The following is a 16,041-nucleotide window of genomic DNA, read 5'->3' on the forward strand; positions in this document are numbered from 1 at the left end:
AGACTCATGGCAATCCGTAAATACAAGCCGACAACCCCGGGCCGTCGTGGCTCCAGCGTTTCCGATTTCGCTGAGATCACGCGTTCGACCCCCGAGAAGTCGCTGATCCGCCCGCTGCACGGTCGCGGTGGACGTAACGCACACGGTCGTATCACCACCCGACACAAGGGTGGCGGTCACAAGCGTGCGTACCGTCTCATCGACTTCCGTCGCAACGACAAGGACGGCGTGCCGGCCAAGGTCGCTCACATCGAGTACGACCCCAACCGCACCGCGAACATCGCACTGCTGCACTTCGCAGACGGCGAGAAGCGCTACATCGTCGCACCCAAGGGCATCGCCCAGGGCTCGCCGATCGAGCAGGGTGCCAATGCCGACATCAAGCCCGGCAACAACCTGCCCCTGCGCAACATCCCGACGGGTACGACCATCCACGCGGTCGAGCTCCGTCCGGGTGGTGGCGCCAAGATGGCCCGCTCCGCCGGAGCGAGCATCCAGCTCCTCGGTAAGGAAGGCCCCTACGCCACGCTGCGTATGCCGTCCGGTGAAATCCGTCGCGTCGACGTGCGCTGCCGCGCTACCGTCGGCGAGGTCGGCAACGCCGAGCAGTCGAACATCAACTGGGGCAAGGCCGGCCGCATGCGCTGGAAGGGCAAGCGCCCGACCGTTCGTGGTGTCGTGATGAACCCGGTCGACCACCCGCACGGTGGCGGCGAGGGCAAGACCTCCGGTGGACGCCACCCGGTCAGCCCCTGGGGACAGCCGGAAGGCCGTACCCGCAAGAACAAGGCGAGCGACAAGCTGATTGTCCGTCGTCGTCGTACCGGCAAGAACAAGCGCTAGGAGGGAGTTCAGAATGCCACGCAGCCTGAAGAAAGGCCCGTTCGTAGACGATCACCTCCTCGCGAAGGTTGACGTCCAGAACGACAAGGGAACCAAGCAGGTCATCAAGACCTGGTCCCGTCGATCGACAATCCTGCCCGACTTCATCGGTCACACTTTCGCCGTCCACGACGGTCGCAAGCACGTGCCGGTGTTCGTGTCCGACTCCATGGTCGGCCACAAGCTCGGGGAATTCGCACCGACCCGCACGTTCAAGGGTCACATCAAGGACGACCGGAAGGCGAAGAGGCGATGACCAACTTCACCCCCACCGCCAATCCGACTGCCAAGGCCGTAGCGAAGCACGTTCGCGTCACGCCGATGAAGGCACGTCGCGTCGTGGATCTGGTTCGCGGGCGCTCCGTCGAGGACGCGCTCAACATCCTCAAGTTCGCGCCGCAGGCAGCAAGCGAGCCGGTCGCCAAGGTGATCGCCTCCGCAGCGGCCAACGCCGAGAACAACCTGGATCTCGATCCCAGCACACTGATCGTCGCCACTGCATTCGTCGACGAGGGTGCAACCCTCAAGCGATTCCAGCCGCGCGCTCAGGGCCGGGCATTCCGGATCCGCAAGCGCACCAGCCACATCACGGTGATCGTCGAAAGCCTGCCCAAGACCGGCGGAACGTCTCGCAACCGTCGTAAGGGCCAGGCGTCCAAGGAAGGGGCTCAGTAGTGGGTCAGAAAATCAACCCGCACGGCTTCCGCTTGGGTATCACCACTGACTGGAAGTCGCGCTGGTACGCAGACAAGCAGTACTCGGAGTACGTCAAGGAAGACGTCGAGATCCGCAAGCTTCTTGCCACCGGCATGGAGCGCGCAGGCATCGCGAAGGTCGAGATCGAGCGCACCCGTGACCGTGTTCGCGTGGACATCCACACGGCACGTCCGGGCATCGTCATCGGTCGTCGTGGCGCCGAGGCCGACCGCATCCGCGGAGCTCTCGAGAAGCTGACCGGCAAGCAGGTTCAGCTCAACATCCTCGAGGTCAAGAACGCCGAGTCCGAGGCTCAGCTCGTGGCCCAGGGTGTTGCCGAGCAGCTCAGCAACCGCGTCGCATTCCGTCGCGCAATGCGTAAGGCCATCCAGTCGGCCATGCGTCAGCCGAACGTCAAGGGCATTCGTGTTCAGTGCTCCGGCCGTCTCGGTGGCGCCGAAATGTCGCGCTCGGAGTTCTACCGCGAGGGACGCGTTCCCCTGCACACCCTCCGTGCCGACATCGACTACGGACTGTACGAGGCCAAGACCACCTTCGGCCGCATCGGCGTGAAGGTCTGGATCTACAAGGGCGACATCGTCGGCGGACGGCGTGAACTCGCTGCCGCTGCGGCTCCGGCCGCCGGTGCAGACCGTCCCCGTCGTGAGCGTCCCACTCGTCCGCGTCGCAGCGGTGCCTCGGGCACCACGGCGACCAGCACCGAGGCCGGCCGCGCGGCATCCGCAACCGAGGCTCCGGCCTCGACCGAGCCCACTCAGGAGGGCTGACGCATGTTGATCCCCCGCCGGGTCAAGCACCGCAAGCAGCACCACCCGAAGCGTTCGGGTGCCGCCAAGGGCGGAACTCAGGTGACATTCGGTGACTACGGCATCCAGGCTCTCGAGCCCGCCTACATCACCAACCGTCAGATCGAGTCCGCTCGTATCGCGATCACTCGCCACATCAAGCGTGGCGGCAAGGTCTGGATCAACATCTTCCCGGACCGCCCGCTCACCAAGAAGCCTGCCGAGACCCGCATGGGTTCCGGTAAGGGTTCGCCCGAGTGGTGGATCGCCAACGTCAAGCCGGGTCGTGTGCTCTTCGAGCTGTCGTACCCCGACGAGACCATCGCGCGTGAGGCACTGACTCGCGCCATCCACAAGCTGCCCATCAAGGCACGCATCATCACCAGGGAGGAGCAGTTCTGATGGCTACCGGAACCCCAGCCGCAGAGCTCCGCGAGCTCACCGGTGAAGAGCTGGTCACCAAGCTGCGTGAGTCGAAGGAAGAGCTGTTCAACCTTCGTTTCCAGATGGCTACCGGCCAGTTGGACAACAACCGTCGACTGCGCGTGGTGCGCCACGAAATCGCGCGTATCTACACGGTGCTTCGTGAACGTGAGCTCGGCTTGGCCTCTGGTCCTTCCGAGGACACAGCAGGTGACGCAGCATGAGCGAGGAAAACACTGTGACTGAAGAGCGCAACAACCGTAAGGTTCGGATCGGCTACGTCGTATCCGACAAGATGGAAAAGACGATCGTGGTCGAGCTCGAGGACAGGGTCAAGCACCCCCTCTACAGCAAGATCATCCGTCGCACCACCAAGGTCAAGGCACATGACGAGAAGGGCGATGCCGGCGTAGGCGATCGCGTTCAGCTCATGGAGACCCGTCCGCTGTCCGCCACGAAGCACTGGCGACTGGTCGAGGTTCTCGAAAAGGCCAAGTAGTACCTGCACACAAATGCCCGCTCCCTTCCTGGGAGCGGGCATTTCTGTGTTCCGGCCGCGCAGCCTATCTGCCCAACAAGCCGCCGAGCGCGCCGCCCACACCGGCCTGCTCACCACTGCCGCTGCCACCGATCATCCCGCCCGGCGGCTGCTCCGACGGCTGTACGACGACAAACCCTTGGCCCGCGAACTCGAGGGTGAACCGCTCACCGGTCGATCGACCGATCAGCGTGCCGAGACCGAACGAATCGTTCTTCTTGACTCTCGTCTGCAACGAGGACGACCACGCAACCGCAGCCTGCGGATCGGCGAATGTGGGCTGATCGACGTTCAGCACCACCGGAATGCCGTCCGTCGTGATGGCGATCCGTCCGCGGCCGGTGAAAACACAGTTGAAGAAGCCCGCGTTACCGCCTGCCGCAGCGCCCTGCACACGCTTGACGTCGTAGCTCAGCGTGGACTCGAAAGCCAGAACGTTGGCACCGTTGATGGTCAGACCGTCGGACCCGTCCAGGTCGATCAGATGGACGTCCTGAGCTGCGTTGGCGAGAAAGAGGTCGCCCCGGCCTGTGACTTTCATCAGAGGGACACCCTCGCCCGAGAGCGCCTGCTTGAGCGCCCGGCCGATACCACCCGAGCCCTTCGCCTCGAACCGGAGATCGCCCTGGTACGCGACCATCGAACCGGCCCGGGCCATCACGTCACCGTTCATCCCGATTCGGCACATTTTGCTGCCCTGCTTCTGTATGCCCGAGCCGGGAACCTCGGCGTGGGCGGGCGTGAACAATTCACTTCTCATGGCCAGGACTCCTTGTCGAGCAGGTGAATTCACTGTGGGATCGGTGATGGGTGAGGACGGCTCGGCGGGCACCGGTCGCTCGTCCGTTTCGATGCTGATGCCGAAGGCCGTGGCCAACCCCGCCAGGCCATCTGCATAACCCTGGCCGACGGCACGGATCTTCCACTGCTCGCCGCGGCGGTAGAACTCGAGACACACCAGCGCGCTCTCGTCTCCGAGTGCATCGGCAGCGAATGCCACCAGCGCTGTGTTCGACGCATCGGACACCGTCACCGCCGTCGGTCCCGCAGCCGCGAATGTGGCCGGCCCCGTTCCGTCGAGAGACGCCGCCACGGCCACGGTATCGACGCCGGCGGGGACGGCGGTGGCGTCGAACATCAGCAGGTGCCCGGTCGATGCACGGCGATACTCGACACCGGGGGCTGATGGCTGGTTGTAGAACACCAGGTCCGCGTCCGAACGCACCCGCCCGTCCGGCCCCAGAAGCAGCGCGGAGACATCGACCGAGGTCGACGCCGCGAGCGTCACCGTCAGGGGACCGGCAGGAGCGGGGCAGTTCTCCCCGCGTGCGAGGGTTTTCATCGAATCCAGTGTGCCACTGTCGAGGGCGTCACGACTGGCGCGCCAGCTCGATGACCTCTTCCTCGGTCGGCGGACTCTTCGGATGGTAGGACAGGCACAGCGGGGTGGCCGTACGACGAAACTCTGCGCCCTCCACGGCCGCGTAGAACTGACCGGCAGGCAGGCGTCCGACGTCGGGAACCGAGCCACCCTTCACCCGCGCCATCTCTTTGGCTGCCTCGACCTGCGAGGGACTGTTGAGCAGGCCGTAGAACTGAGTGGACGCATTGCCGGCGATTCGATTGTGCAGGCCTTTCGGGGCCTGGGTGGCGAACACCAGACCGAGCCCGTACTTGCGTGCCTGCGATGCCAGAGCGAGAGTGCTGTGTGTCGCAGCGGTCGTCCTGTCCGAGGGCGCGAAGTTCTGCGCCTCGTCCATCACGAACAGCCCACCCAGCGGCCGGTCGCCCGCAGGGTTCTTCTTTATCCAGGCGAACAAACCCATCTGCAGCTGGTTGACGAAGCTCTGTTTCTGCTCGTCGGTGGTCAGGCCGGCGAGGTTGATCACCGAGACCCTGGCCTTCTTGCCCTCTGCCGGAGTCAGCAGAACAGCGGGATCGACCGGGGTACCCGCTCCCGCGAACATCGGATCGTTCGCGGCGGCGGCCTTGAGATTCTCGGCCAGTCCGGCCGCGATGCGCACCGCATCGCGCATCTCGCTGGCGTCCTCGGGGAACTCTTCCAACAGGTCGATGAAGGCGGTCAGGTCCCCGCCCTGTGGCCGTCGACCGAACAGGTCGAGCGCTGACTTCAACACGGCCCGACCGTGTTTGGACTTTTGTGACGTGCCCAGAACGCCCGCAGCCGGTTCGAGTGAGGCCAGTGCGGACTCGACGGACGCCTCGAACTCGTCGGCGTCGCCGAGGACGCTGACGAAGTCGGGAAGTGGCTGGAAGCTCAGCGGCCGACCCGAGGACTTGCGGGGCGTCCAGACCACGACGTCGGTGTCGCGCAGGTACGCGGTCGCCTTCGCTTCGTCCCCCGGTGGCCACGTCCGCTCGTCCTCCGGCCAGGCGGTGCCGAGTCGAGCCAGGTCGTTGTTGACGTCGAGCACGATCGCCGAAACTCCCTGCAGGGCACACTCTTCCACCAGGCGACGAATCAGCACCGTCTTGCCCGAACCGGAGCCCGCGAAGATCGCAGTGTGCTTGCGTAACGCTTCGAGTGGAACGGCGACGTCCGCACCAGTGCTGAGTTCGGCACCGACCACGATGGACGGTCGCCGCGGCGACGCGGGCTGCGCTGCGACGCTCGGCGTCTCGGGTTCGATGAGGGCGGTGTCGTCGTCGACGACACTGACAGCGGGCAGCACCGCCCGGAACAATTCGACATCGTGCGCCGGCTTGCGTGCGAGCAGCCAGGACGTGAGTGCGGGGGAGTTCTCGGTCAACAGGATCGACAACGCCGCCAGAGCCCTGCGGTCCTCGTCGCCGAAGGGCACCACGATGCCTCCGGCGCGGCGCAGGGCCGCGATGGTCTGCTCGGTTTTCGCTCCGTTGGGCCACGGATCGTTTCTGATCAGGATCAGCCGACGCCTCGGCATGTCTATCCGCAGACCCGCCGTCGTCACTGCGCGCTCGACACGGGCCAGCGCGGCGCGGGCGTTACCGGACGTGACCGCACGGAAGCACCAGTGCTCTTCGTCGTCGGTATCGGTGTCGACGGTGTGGCGCAGGCGAGCGTGCAGCGCGGGCTTGCCGCTCGGCGGCGGATCCTGGGCCAGGCTGTCGTCGGACGACTGATGCTCGTGAATCCACGCGGTCAGGCCCGCGGACAGCAGTGCGGGAACGATCGAGTCCTCGCTGTCGGGTCGGAGCGGAATCGAGACGTCGACCTGCTCGCGAAGTTGCTTGTAGCGATCGTCGAGCGCGTCGAGTTCGTTGACCCGCGCCGTGGGTAGATCCGGCGCATCGGCCGGACCCGACCTGTCGGTGAAGCTCTCCAACTCCGACGCAACGCCGGCGTCGAGGCAGTGCCTGATGTGGCGATCGACGGCGATGAGCAGCTGGCGCGGAGTGAAATCGGGGGCCTGCTCGAACGCGTCGGGCGCGACCGGCCACGTGGGGTGCGGCGGAGTGAACCCGGCTTCGAGGAAGCACGCTGCCAGACGTCGTCCGAGAAGGAGGCGTCCGATGTCCGACGATGGAATCGGCTTGAGCGACTGAGTGACTCGGAAGCGGTCACGCATCGGCGCGACTCCGCGCGCGGCGATCAGTTCCCAGGCACTCGACAGCGCAGAAAGTACCGAGGCGGTGCGGGGGAGGGTCTCGCGCAACGACATCAAGCCGTGCGCGAGCTGCTCGACGACCTTGTCTTCCTGAGCGTCGGCGAACTCCTGATCCGATCCGGTACGAGACTGCGCCACGAGTGTGTCGATCTGGTCGATCGCGAGAATCGTCGGACCGGTGATGGCAAGCAGACGCGAGATGTTCTCGGCGATGCCCTGATGGCCGAGTTCGGCCCGGCGGATGCCCCAGGCCGAGAACTCGTCCGGATCGACATCGTCGATCGATTGCAGGTATGCGTCACCCAGATCCTGAATTGCCGAGTCGGGGGCGATGGACAGCACGAGTGCGCGCAGCGTGTGCTGCGACGTCCGGCGGTGACGGGGGTGAACCTTGTACACCGCAGTGACGAAGGCATCGAGCGTCTCGGCATCGATCATGTTCTCGCCCATGATCTTTGCGCGTTGATCGTCGCCGATCTCGCCGATCTCGCACAGGCGTCGGAGCAACAGCCCGAGCTGGCTGTCCGATCCGCGGCCGGACGGACGCATCAGGTCGTCGAGCATCCCCATCAGCGTCGAGCGCCAGAAGCCGGCAGCGTCGAGCAACCTGATCAGGAAGAAGTAGCCGCCCTTGAGCTGCACTTCTTCGCGCACCTGGCCGAGCAGGTGCGTCTTGCCCGAACCGGCCGGGCCGCGCACGACGACCCCGAGCGGACTGGCGTCGTCGGAGGCGTCCGCGTCGTCGTATGCATTCATCACTTCGAGGAACACTCGTTCGTGCATTCCCGGCACGTGCACGTTCGACTGCGAACGCCACACGTCGTCGGGGGTCGGTGCCCAGCTCAACCGCACCGATTCGAGAGCTCGGATCTGCTCGCTGTCCGTCATCGTCGACTCAACGCCCATCATGGTTCGATCGAGAGAAGGTGGTTCTGCTGGTTACCGACGACAACGGCCGCAGCGCGTTCCTCGTCGGTCAGGGTCTTCTGATTCTCTTCGGGAATCAACGAGACGTCCGCCGCACGACGCAGACGCGCCAGGGCGTCGTCGAGATCGCTTCTGGTTATGTCGCGCAACTCGTTTCGCAGGCGCGAGAGTCGCACGGTGCTGCCGGGTTCGCGCGCAATCCGGGCATACGCCGCGCGAATCGAGGCTTCGATGTCGACGGTATCGGAACCGACGGCCTTCTCGTCGATTGCAGGTTCGTCGGGTGCAGCCTCGTCTCCGCGGGGCGAGAACACGTCCGCCGGACGGTTGTCGGTGCGGTCGAGCCACCGACGCAACCCGGCCAAGACGGTGAACATGGCCTTTCCTGCTCCCGTCGACCGGGCCGGTGGCTCACCGCCGATGAGTTCGCCGCAGGTGCGCCAACCCTTGTCGGTCAGTTCGAGAGTCATCGGTCGGACGGCTGCATTCACCTCGATCAGACCGGCGTTCTTCAGCTTGTCCCTGGACGGCTTCGCGAGCTCGGGGCCCATCGCTCTGAGTTCGGAGTTCTTGACCGGACTTGCCTCGGCCATCAGGACGAGCAGCACTGCCGCTTCCGTCCCGTTCAGGTCTTCGTTGCTCATCGAGGATCCCCCTTCGATCGTCTTCTCGATACTGCCTCGCGGATGGTAGCGACCACACGTTGCGGATCGTCGATCACCTGAGCATTGGTGAAGCGCAACACCATGTAGCCGTGTGTCTGCAGTTGGTTGTCACGGACGCGGTCCTCGGCGAACCGATCGACGGCCCGGTGCTCGTTTCCGTCGATTTCCACCACGACCTTCTCGGTGCGCCACAGTACGTCGACCGTGAACGGTCGGCTGAGCTCGTCGAGCCGAATCGAGCGGTTGTGCTCACGCCCGGTGGCCCAGTCATGGGCGTCCAGCGCGCGGCACAAACGCTTTTCGGGTTCGCTCGCCGGGTGGGGGTGACCCGCGATCGGGGGATAGCTGAGCGGCCGGAATCGATCGAGGACAGTGCTGACGCCGTCGGGTACTTCCGGCGCACGTACCGAGACCGACGGGAATCGGTCCATGTTCGACGCCCCGAGGCCCGTCACCCAGACCCCTGCCCCGGCGTGGGCGCACAACCATTCCGCGGCTCCCGCGACGACTCCGGCGTCCGTTCCGACGGGCACGACCAACACGAGGGCAACAGTGCTTCTGTGCTGAGCGGAGGCGAGTACTCGGGCCGACCCTGCGGCTCGGGTCTCGACGGTGAATGCGGTTCGACGCGGCGACCGCCCCGCGACTGCGGCATCTGCGAGGGCCCCGACGTACGGACCGAAGTGCGCTGTGTCGCCGGCGAGCCGCACAGCGGCGGCGCGTGCAGCGCGTCGATGCAACGTCGACGAGTCTTCCTGATGGTCGAATTCCGTGAGCAACAGCGGAACCGAGTCGACTGCAGCGTTCTCGAGTTCTGCGACCACCGCATCGACGAGATCGACGGCACGATTCGCCGTCGCTGGATCGACCGCGAAGAACACGATCGAGGGCGCGTCCGACGGCAGAGGATTCACCGACTCGGCGAGTTCACGCTCGGTGGCACCGTGCAGTCGGACGACCCGATCCAGTGGCAGACTCGACCACCAGTGGCCGCCGTCGCCCGTCGACGTCATCGCCGCGCCCCGCTGATCCGAAGATGTCCCATCCCCGAAACCGTACCGAGAGTTCCGGGTCGGCAGGCGGCGGCCGGTGCTCGCGCGATGGCGATTTGGATCCCGAGGGCCCGTTCCCCTACACTTGACCGGTTGCCTGTGGCAGCGGTGTGCCTTCGTGCGCCCGCTCCCGGCAGCCGACCGCGCGTGTCGGGACGGAAATCCGGCACGTACGTACATCCAGGTCAAGGAGAAGTTAGTGATTCAGCAGGAGTCGCGAGTACGCGTCGCTGATAACACGGGCGCGAAGGAAATCCTTTGCATCCGCGTTCTCGGTGGTTCGTCACGTCGCTACGCCGGAATCGGCGACATCATCGTAGCTACGGTGAAGGACGCCATTCCCGGTGGAAACATCAAGAAGGGTGAGGTCGTCAAGGCCGTCATCGTCCGCACCATCAAGGAGCGTCGCCGTCCGGATGGCTCGTACATCCGTTTCGACGAGAACGCTGCGGTGCTGATCAAGCCCGACAACGATCCCCGTGGAACTCGTATCTTCGGCCCGGTCGGCCGTGAGCTGCGTGAGAAGAAGTTCATGAAGATCGTCTCGCTCGCCCCGGAGGTGCTGTAAATGAAGGTGCACAAGGGCGACACCGTTCTCGTGATCGCAGGCAAGGACAAGGGTGCCAAGGGCAAGGTCATTCAGGCCTACCCCGCTGACTCCAAGGTTCTGGTCGAGGGTGTGAACCGCATCAAGAAGCACACCGCGGTCTCCGCCAACCAGCGCGGCGCATCCTCGGGTGGCATCGTCACTCAGGAAGCCCCGATCCACGTATCGAACGTCGCAGTGGTCGACTCGGACGGAAACCCCACTCGCGTGGGCTACCGGACCGATGAAGAAACCGGCAAGCGCGTTCGTGTTTCCCGGAAGAACGGGAAGGACATCTGAGATGACTACCACCGAAAACATCGCGGGCGAACAGCCCCGCCTCAAGGCGCGCTACCGCGCCGAGATCAAAGACGCCCTGAACACCGAATTTGCATACGAGAACGTCATGCAGATCCCCGGCATCGTCAAGGTCGTCGTCAACATGGGTGTCGGCGACGCCGCCCGTGACGCCAAGCTGATCAACGGTGCAGTTGCCGACCTCGCTGCCATCACCGGCCAGAAGCCGGAGATCCGCAAGGCTCGCAAGTCCATCGCACAGTTCAAGCTGCGCGAAGGAATGCCCATCGGCGCACGCGTCACCCTCCGTGGCGACCGCATGTGGGAGTTCCTCGACCGTCTGGTCTCCATTGCCCTTCCCCGAATCAGGGACTTCCGCGGCCTCTCGGGCACGCAGTTCGACGGCAACGGAAACTACACGTTCGGCCTCAACGAGCAGTCGATGTTCCACGAGATCGACGTGGACAAGATCGACCGTCCGCGCGGCATGGACATCACCGTAGTAACCACCGCAACCAACAACGAAGAAGGCCGCGCGCTGCTCAAGCACCTCGGCTTCCCGTTCAAGGAGAACTGAGTCCATGGCGAAGAAGGCATTGGTCAACAAGGCCAACAAGAAGCCGAAGTTCGCGGTGCGTGCATACACTCGCTGCAACCGCTGCGGCCGTCCCCATTCCGTGTTCCGCAAGTTCGGCCTCTGCCGTATCTGCGTGCGCGAGATGGCACACGCCGGAGAGCTTCCCGGAGTTCGCAAGAGCTCCTGGTGATCTGAGGCCTTCGGGCTTCACCACACCACGCTGATGGGCGTGGGTTCCTTTCGAGGAACCCACGCCCATTTCGTGTTTTTCAGGCCCGGAGCTTCATACCGACCACACGTCGTGTCGTAGATCGAGCGATCGGGTCAGGGCAAGTGCGGCATCGTGATCATCGCTCTCGACGATCATGAGCAGGCCACGTTCGGACATCGCCGACGCGAAGGCGTCGGTGGAGACGGTCCTACATCCGGGTGGCATATTCGGGTCTCCGAGTTCCCGATAGGTGTCGGCAATCGCTACTCCGTCCTCGGCTTGGTCGAATCCCCAGACGGTCACGAAATGCCCTACGTTCCAATCGAATTCGGTCAACTCTGCAGTATGGACATTCGCCAGCAGGCTGAATCGGAACTGCGCGTCCGCGAGGCGGGCAAGTAGCAGGCGCAGTCTCTCGGCACCGGGTCCCCTGATCGGAATCACGGCAACGCGGTGGTCGGTCGCGGTCGCGATACCCTCCGCGAGACCTGCTGCTGTGGTCCCGGCTGTGTCGGTCGACGCGGCCCTCGGCAGTCCATCCCACCCGTCGGTGAGCCGGGGCGATCCAGGAGGACGCGCCGACGCGACCTCGACCGGCCAGATCGCGGATCCCGACGCGACCGCGAGTGCCGTGACATCCGGTGCGTCTTCGTCGAGAACGGCGGTCAGTGCTACCGACGCCGAGAACGGTCCACAGAGTTGATCCGGTTGTGGCAGAACCTGATCGAGAGTCGAGATGATCACAGATGCCCCGGCAAACCGTCGCAACACGTCAGTAGATCCAGCGCAACGATTCGAGCAGTTCGTCCTCGGTATGGCTCTCTGCCCACGTGGCATCGGCGTCCCGGCAGGCAACGAACGCGCCCAGAAGATCCTCGCCCAACACGTCTAGGACCAACGCGGACGACAGTAGGTTCTCACGTTGTTGCACATGGGTCGTCGCGAGTGGGGAGATACCCGCAGCGTCGCGACGGGCATCATCCCAGCCGCCTACATCCTGTTGAACCGGTGGCGGCAACTGCACGCCCTCCGCCACACCCGACAGACCGGCTGCGATCGTAACGGCCAGCGCCAGATACGGATTGGCGGACGCATCGCACGCCTTCAACTCGACGTTGGTGTGCTCCCGACCCAGAAGAGTCGTGGCCGGTACGAGCCGCACTGCAGCCTCCCGGTTTTCGACGCCCCAGAATCCGAAGGCACCGGCCCAATAGCCGGGTCGACGGCGCAGCAACGACCCCGAACTCGGTGCGGTGATGGCGACGAGTCCCGGGAGTTCTCGAACCAGGCCTGCAATGTACGAACGCCCGGTGTCGGACAGTCCGTGCTCTCCGTCGCCGGTCAGCGCGTTGCGACCGTCGCGGACCAGCGACGTGTGCAGATGCCAACCATTGCCTGCACTGCTCGACGACGGCAGGGGAGCGAAGCTGGCCCGCAGATTCAGAGCTTGTGCCGCTGAGTGGATGGTCTGCCGCGCGAGGATCTGTGCATCGGCCGCGGCAAGCGGATCGAGTGGACTGAGTGCGATCTCGATTTGGGAAGCGCCGTACTCGGCGTGAATCTGGCCGATGCTCAGACCGTTCGTGGCAAGCGCGTTGAGCAGCAGCACGATGAATTCGTCGACGTCGCGTACTGCGTTCGCAGAGTAGGCAGGTCCGCGATGAGCGGACAGGCCGTCCGATTCGCGGGTGAGCGCGAACTCGATCTCGAATCCGGCCCGCACTTCGAAACCGGCATCGGCCGCCAGTTGCACCTGCCGCTCGAGAACCGCGCGTTGATCGTAGGGCCAGGGAGAGCCGTCCGCCGAGAGCTGCCGGCCGTGTACCCAGGCAAGCCCCGGTTGGCCGGCAAGTGCGACCACGCTCGACGCGTTGTCGATCACCGGAATCAACCGCACATCGCCGGACGGCGTCGACAGTCCATCGTGGGCGAACGTGATCCCGTCGTGCGAATCGAACACCGCGAACACCGCGGTGACTCCTACTCCGCGTCGCGCGACTGCCGTCAATTCCGCGGTGGGCACGGTGCGTGATCGGACGATGCCGTTGTTGTCGACCCAGCCGATGGTGACCCCGGCGATGTTGCGGTCGCGCAGAGTGTGAGTGAGGTGGTCGATGTCGACTGCCTTCGAGTCCGTCATGGTCCGACGTTAGCGAAGAAGTCGGAGTCCGGGTATTCAACTGGACCTGCGGGTTGCGAAATGGCTGGGCTGAGCGTTTGCAGAACCGAGCGGATGCCCGCGTTTCATCGTCCCTGCAGTTGAGCCCAGGGCGACGTCGAGGCGGCGGTGAGTCTCACGGACGACATTGGAACAGGGTTGAAGCGTGCCCGAGGCCTGCATCTGAACCTCCGGACCGTGTCAGGGCGCGTTGTGATGTCAGGTGCCGAATGACAGTTACTGGTTGTCGACAGTCATGTTCCCGAGCACGTGAATTTCGAGCCGGTTTTCAGTCCTCAGTCGGTGAACAAGCCGATGAAGTATTCATTATCAGAGCTGACTCTGAAATCGCCCTCGATGTACTTGGCGAACTTCGGCACGTCGGCCAATGCGACTGGGTACGGTCCCATTTCTAGTGGAAGTTCACTTTCATCGACGTCAATCAGTTCTCTGATTTCGTCTCCGGTGATAGCAGTCAGGGGATAGCTGTCCGCGATCAAATCGGTTTGGTTATCGTATGATTCCAAGTACCACATTGTCCTCTCCTTGTTGGTAGTAGTCAGACCGTGCTGCCTTATTCTCGAGCGGTCGTGAACCGGCGTCGTCTCCGGTTCGAGTTACCAAGATGTCGGGCCTCGGTTGGTCATCGACCAGGCTTTCTAGTGGGATCTGGGGGCTTGGTTTGTGCTCCGGTATTCGGATCGAATTCGCCCAAGTGCTTGCCGTTCTTGCTGTATTTCTCGACTGCGCCGTGTTGGCTATCCCATTCGTAGATGTTCCCTTTGTCGTCAGTCCACCGCGTTCTGCGGTTGAGCGGTTTTCCTCGTGTGGCGTTTGGAAAGCCTGGCAGACCGCCCCGGGGCGCGGGATGGTAGTGCCAATTTCCCCCACCAGTGTTTGCGTTGAAGGTCGTCGGACTTGCTTGTAGTAGCGGTTGCACGTCCATCGCAATTCCGATAGCCGCCGCCCCGGTTGCCACGGTGACACCGACGGCAATTGCGGACGCCGCTTCCACTCCGGTGAGGACGGCGATGACACTTCCGGCGATGACGCTGCCCGTCGCGCCGGTAACGGCGACCGTTCCCACGCCGAGGGTGAAGAAGCCGGCAACTGCGCCGGCGATCGTGCCGGCAACGATAGCGGTTCCCACGATATCGATGACGCTCTGGTGAGCGTCCTGAATGGTCGAGGCCCATTCGCCGCAAGCGCTCGCGAGAGTGTCGAACTGGTCGGCGACGTTGTGCGCAGCGCTGTCGACGCCGTCCATTTGGGCGAGGGCCTGCGGCACTTCGTCGGAGGCAAGTTCCTCCATGTCGGTCCACGCGGAGTTCGTGGCGTCGCTCGCTCGTCTCAGCTCTTCGGCGGCGGTGCGCCACGCGCTTCCGAGACCCCGCAACTTCTCCGGATCACCGTTGGGCCACATGTGGCCCTGAAGCCATCGCGTGATCAGCCCCCACCCCATCGGGGCGTCGGTGTCGCCGCCGTAGGAACCGTTGAACCGCGGTGTAATCGTAGGAGGAAGTTGTGGGGGAGCGGGCAGCGGCGGAGTCGGCGGAACGGTGTTCGCATTCTCTGCGTTAGCGTGGTTGACGCCGGTTGCTGCAAGCAGATCATGAAGTTTGCCGAACGCATTCGTGATGTCGGTTGCTGTGGAAACGGCGTCGAATGCCGCGGAATCGTAACTGTCTGCCCAGGACTCTCCGGCGTTGTCGGTGCCTGCGCAGCCCCAGTTCCGGTCGAGTTCCGCGGCGAGTTTCGCTATCGCGCCGCTCGAGATGGTCTTGGCGCTGCCGTACTGGGAAGCCGCATCGGCAAGGATGTCCGGGTCGACGCTGATCGGGGCCATCAGGGCCACATTCGCTTGTTGTGGTCCACGGCTGCGCGATAGCGATCATGGGCGCATCGCGCCATCGTGCCGAGTTGGGCGAGCGCGGTTCGCATATCTGTCAGTTCCTGCCGGAGCAGCTCGTGCTTCGAGCGGTGCGCCTCAGCTGCTTTGCCTTCCCATTCGATGCCGAGATCGTTCACCTCGCGCTCGACATCGGCGATAGCGGATTCGATCGTGGCTCCAACTACATGCGCGCGATCGACAAGAGCGAGAATTCGCTCGACGTCGGCGACGTAGCGCGCCGTCAACGGTCCAACCGAAGGCCGGAGTCCACCACGTGTTCATCGATCACGTTGTCCGATGCGGCATATTCGGTCGCAATGCCATCGAGCAGCCACGCGTCCTCGGTGAGCGCGCCGCGTATCTTCCGAGCCGAATCGACCCACTCCGCCCACAGAACTGCATGGGAATCGGCCGCAGCGCCTGTCCAGGAGGTCTCCAGCAATTCCTCTGCGGCGAGACGGACGAGATCGATGTCATCCCACAACACGTCGGCGAGGCCGGACATCCGAGCAGAGGCACGGCGGATCCGATCGGGATCGGCTTTCACAGGGTCGTGCGGGACGAACCCGGCCATGGTGGGACGTCGACCGTCCTGGCAACAGAATCGGTTGTGCGCATCGAACCCCCCGGAGCGATGAAATGATGTCGGAAGACTACTGCACCGAACCGACTGGCTCGGCCGTACCCGCCCCGTCCATCCGGCATAGTGTTCGTCGAGCGCTAC

The 16,041-nt window shown here is 64.2% G+C and carries 21 protein-coding genes; 11 read left to right on the forward strand and 10 right to left on the reverse strand.

Annotated elements, in window-relative coordinates; translation table 11 throughout:
- Positions 1–6 precede the first annotated feature (6 nt).
- From rplB to rpsQ, 7 genes are read left to right on the forward strand one after another with little or no spacing between them, the layout of a single operon-like run.
- A complete protein-coding gene (gene rplB / locus CH283_RS05545; RefSeq protein WP_008718311.1) occupies positions 7–843 on the forward strand; it encodes a 50S ribosomal protein L2 in 837 nt (278 codons plus the stop codon).
- A 13-nt stretch (positions 844–856) separates the two neighbouring features.
- Positions 857–1,138 (forward strand): 30S ribosomal protein S19, encoded by a 282-nt coding sequence (gene rpsS, locus CH283_RS05550; protein WP_008718309.1) that lies wholly within the window; start codon positions 857–859, stop codon positions 1,136–1,138.
- Positions 1,135–1,557, forward strand: a complete 423-nt coding sequence (gene rplV, locus CH283_RS05555) for a 50S ribosomal protein L22 (RefSeq protein ID WP_037188319.1) — start codon at positions 1,135–1,137, stop codon at positions 1,555–1,557. The genes rpsS and rplV overlap by 4 nt, the downstream gene beginning before the upstream one ends.
- Entirely contained in the window at positions 1,557–2,366 is an 810-nt protein-coding gene (gene rpsC / locus CH283_RS05560; protein ID WP_027496312.1) for a 30S ribosomal protein S3, read from the forward strand. The genes rplV and rpsC overlap by 1 nt, the downstream gene beginning before the upstream one ends.
- A gap of 3 nt (positions 2,367–2,369) precedes the next feature.
- A complete protein-coding gene (gene rplP / locus CH283_RS05565) occupies positions 2,370–2,786 on the forward strand; it encodes a 50S ribosomal protein L16 (RefSeq protein WP_027496313.1) in 417 nt (138 codons plus the stop codon).
- Positions 2,786–3,031, forward strand: coding sequence for a 50S ribosomal protein L29 (gene rpmC, locus CH283_RS05570; protein WP_032376634.1), 246 nt, complete (start codon positions 2,786–2,788; stop codon positions 3,029–3,031). The genes rplP and rpmC overlap by 1 nt, the downstream gene beginning before the upstream one ends.
- The gene (gene rpsQ, locus CH283_RS05575) at positions 3,028–3,306 is read left to right on the forward strand and encodes a 30S ribosomal protein S17 (protein WP_032376635.1); all 279 of its coding nucleotides are present in this window, start codon (positions 3,028–3,030) and stop codon (positions 3,304–3,306) included. The genes rpmC and rpsQ overlap by 4 nt, the downstream gene beginning before the upstream one ends.
- Before the next feature lie 64 nt (positions 3,307–3,370).
- Here rpsQ and CH283_RS05580 read toward each other — a convergent pair whose 3' ends face one another.
- Genes CH283_RS05580 through CH283_RS05595 form a run of 4 tightly spaced genes read right to left on the reverse strand, consistent with a single transcriptional unit; the run spans position 3,371 to position 9,558 of the window.
- Positions 3,371–4,687 carry an AIM24 family protein gene (locus CH283_RS05580; RefSeq protein ID WP_094639126.1) on the reverse strand — a complete coding sequence of 439 codons (1,317 nt, stop codon included), beginning with the start codon at positions 4,685–4,687 and terminating at the stop codon, positions 3,371–3,373.
- 28 nt (positions 4,688–4,715) lie between these two features.
- Positions 4,716–7,841 carry an ATP-binding protein gene (locus CH283_RS05585; protein ID WP_094639185.1) on the reverse strand — a complete coding sequence of 1,042 codons (3,126 nt, stop codon included), beginning with the start codon at positions 7,839–7,841 and terminating at the stop codon, positions 4,716–4,718.
- A 17-nt stretch (positions 7,842–7,858) separates the two neighbouring features.
- Positions 7,859–8,524: a hypothetical protein gene (locus CH283_RS05590; protein WP_094639127.1), complete on the reverse strand. Its 666-nt coding sequence runs from the start codon at positions 8,522–8,524 to the stop codon at positions 7,859–7,861.
- Positions 8,521–9,558: an endonuclease domain-containing protein gene (locus tag CH283_RS05595; RefSeq protein ID WP_094639128.1), complete on the reverse strand. Its 1,038-nt coding sequence runs from the start codon at positions 9,556–9,558 to the stop codon at positions 8,521–8,523. Before CH283_RS05595 ends, CH283_RS05590 begins: the two co-directional genes overlap by 4 nt.
- Positions 9,559–9,796: 238 nt before the next feature.
- Here CH283_RS05595 and rplN point away from each other — a divergent pair, with 238 nt between their 5' ends.
- Genes rplN through CH283_RS05615 form a run of 4 tightly spaced genes read left to right on the forward strand, consistent with a single transcriptional unit; the run spans position 9,797 to position 11,247 of the window.
- On the forward strand, positions 9,797–10,165 hold the full coding sequence (gene rplN, locus CH283_RS05600; RefSeq protein WP_032397538.1) for a 50S ribosomal protein L14: 369 nt from the start codon (positions 9,797–9,799) through the stop codon (positions 10,163–10,165).
- Complete coding sequence (rplX, locus tag CH283_RS05605) at positions 10,166–10,483, forward strand: 50S ribosomal protein L24 (RefSeq protein ID WP_032397537.1); 318 nt, start codon at positions 10,166–10,168, stop codon at positions 10,481–10,483.
- 1 nt (position 10,484) lies between these two features.
- Positions 10,485–11,057 carry a 50S ribosomal protein L5 gene (rplE, locus tag CH283_RS05610; protein ID WP_008718275.1) on the forward strand — a complete coding sequence of 191 codons (573 nt, stop codon included), beginning with the start codon at positions 10,485–10,487 and terminating at the stop codon, positions 11,055–11,057.
- Positions 11,058–11,061: 4 nt separating this feature from the next.
- The gene (locus CH283_RS05615; protein ID WP_008718273.1) at positions 11,062–11,247 is read left to right on the forward strand and encodes a type Z 30S ribosomal protein S14; all 186 of its coding nucleotides are present in this window, start codon (positions 11,062–11,064) and stop codon (positions 11,245–11,247) included.
- Positions 11,248–11,340: 93 nt separating this feature from the next.
- On the opposite strand, the gene CH283_RS05620 is transcribed toward CH283_RS05615, so the two are convergent.
- The 6 genes from CH283_RS05620 to CH283_RS28195 form a co-directional block, all read right to left on the reverse strand.
- A complete protein-coding gene (locus CH283_RS05620) occupies positions 11,341–12,012 on the reverse strand; it encodes a DUF6885 family protein (protein WP_141215279.1) in 672 nt (223 codons plus the stop codon).
- Between the two features lie 28 nt (positions 12,013–12,040).
- Complete coding sequence (locus CH283_RS05625; protein WP_094639130.1) at positions 12,041–13,408, reverse strand: glutamine synthetase family protein; 1,368 nt, start codon at positions 13,406–13,408, stop codon at positions 12,041–12,043.
- Positions 13,409–13,722: 314 nt separating this feature from the next.
- Complete coding sequence (locus tag CH283_RS05630; RefSeq protein ID WP_094639131.1) at positions 13,723–13,962, reverse strand: DUF7683 domain-containing protein; 240 nt, start codon at positions 13,960–13,962, stop codon at positions 13,723–13,725.
- A 107-nt stretch (positions 13,963–14,069) separates the two neighbouring features.
- Positions 14,070–15,272, reverse strand: a complete 1,203-nt coding sequence (locus tag CH283_RS05635; protein ID WP_217901092.1) for a colicin E3/pyocin S6 family cytotoxin — start codon at positions 15,270–15,272, stop codon at positions 14,070–14,072.
- On the reverse strand, positions 15,272–15,562 hold the full coding sequence (locus CH283_RS05640) for a WXG100 family type VII secretion target (protein WP_094639132.1): 291 nt from the start codon (positions 15,560–15,562) through the stop codon (positions 15,272–15,274). Before CH283_RS05640 ends, CH283_RS05635 begins: the two co-directional genes overlap by 1 nt.
- Positions 15,559–15,891 (reverse strand): WXG100 family type VII secretion target, encoded by a 333-nt coding sequence (locus tag CH283_RS28195; protein ID WP_176460345.1) that lies wholly within the window; start codon positions 15,889–15,891, stop codon positions 15,559–15,561. The genes CH283_RS05640 and CH283_RS28195 overlap by 4 nt, the downstream gene beginning before the upstream one ends.
- Positions 15,892–16,041 lie beyond the last annotated feature (150 nt).

The organism is Rhodococcus sp. 05-2254-2 (assembly GCF_002259095.1).
Lineage (GTDB): Bacteria > Actinomycetota > Actinomycetes > Mycobacteriales > Mycobacteriaceae > Rhodococcoides.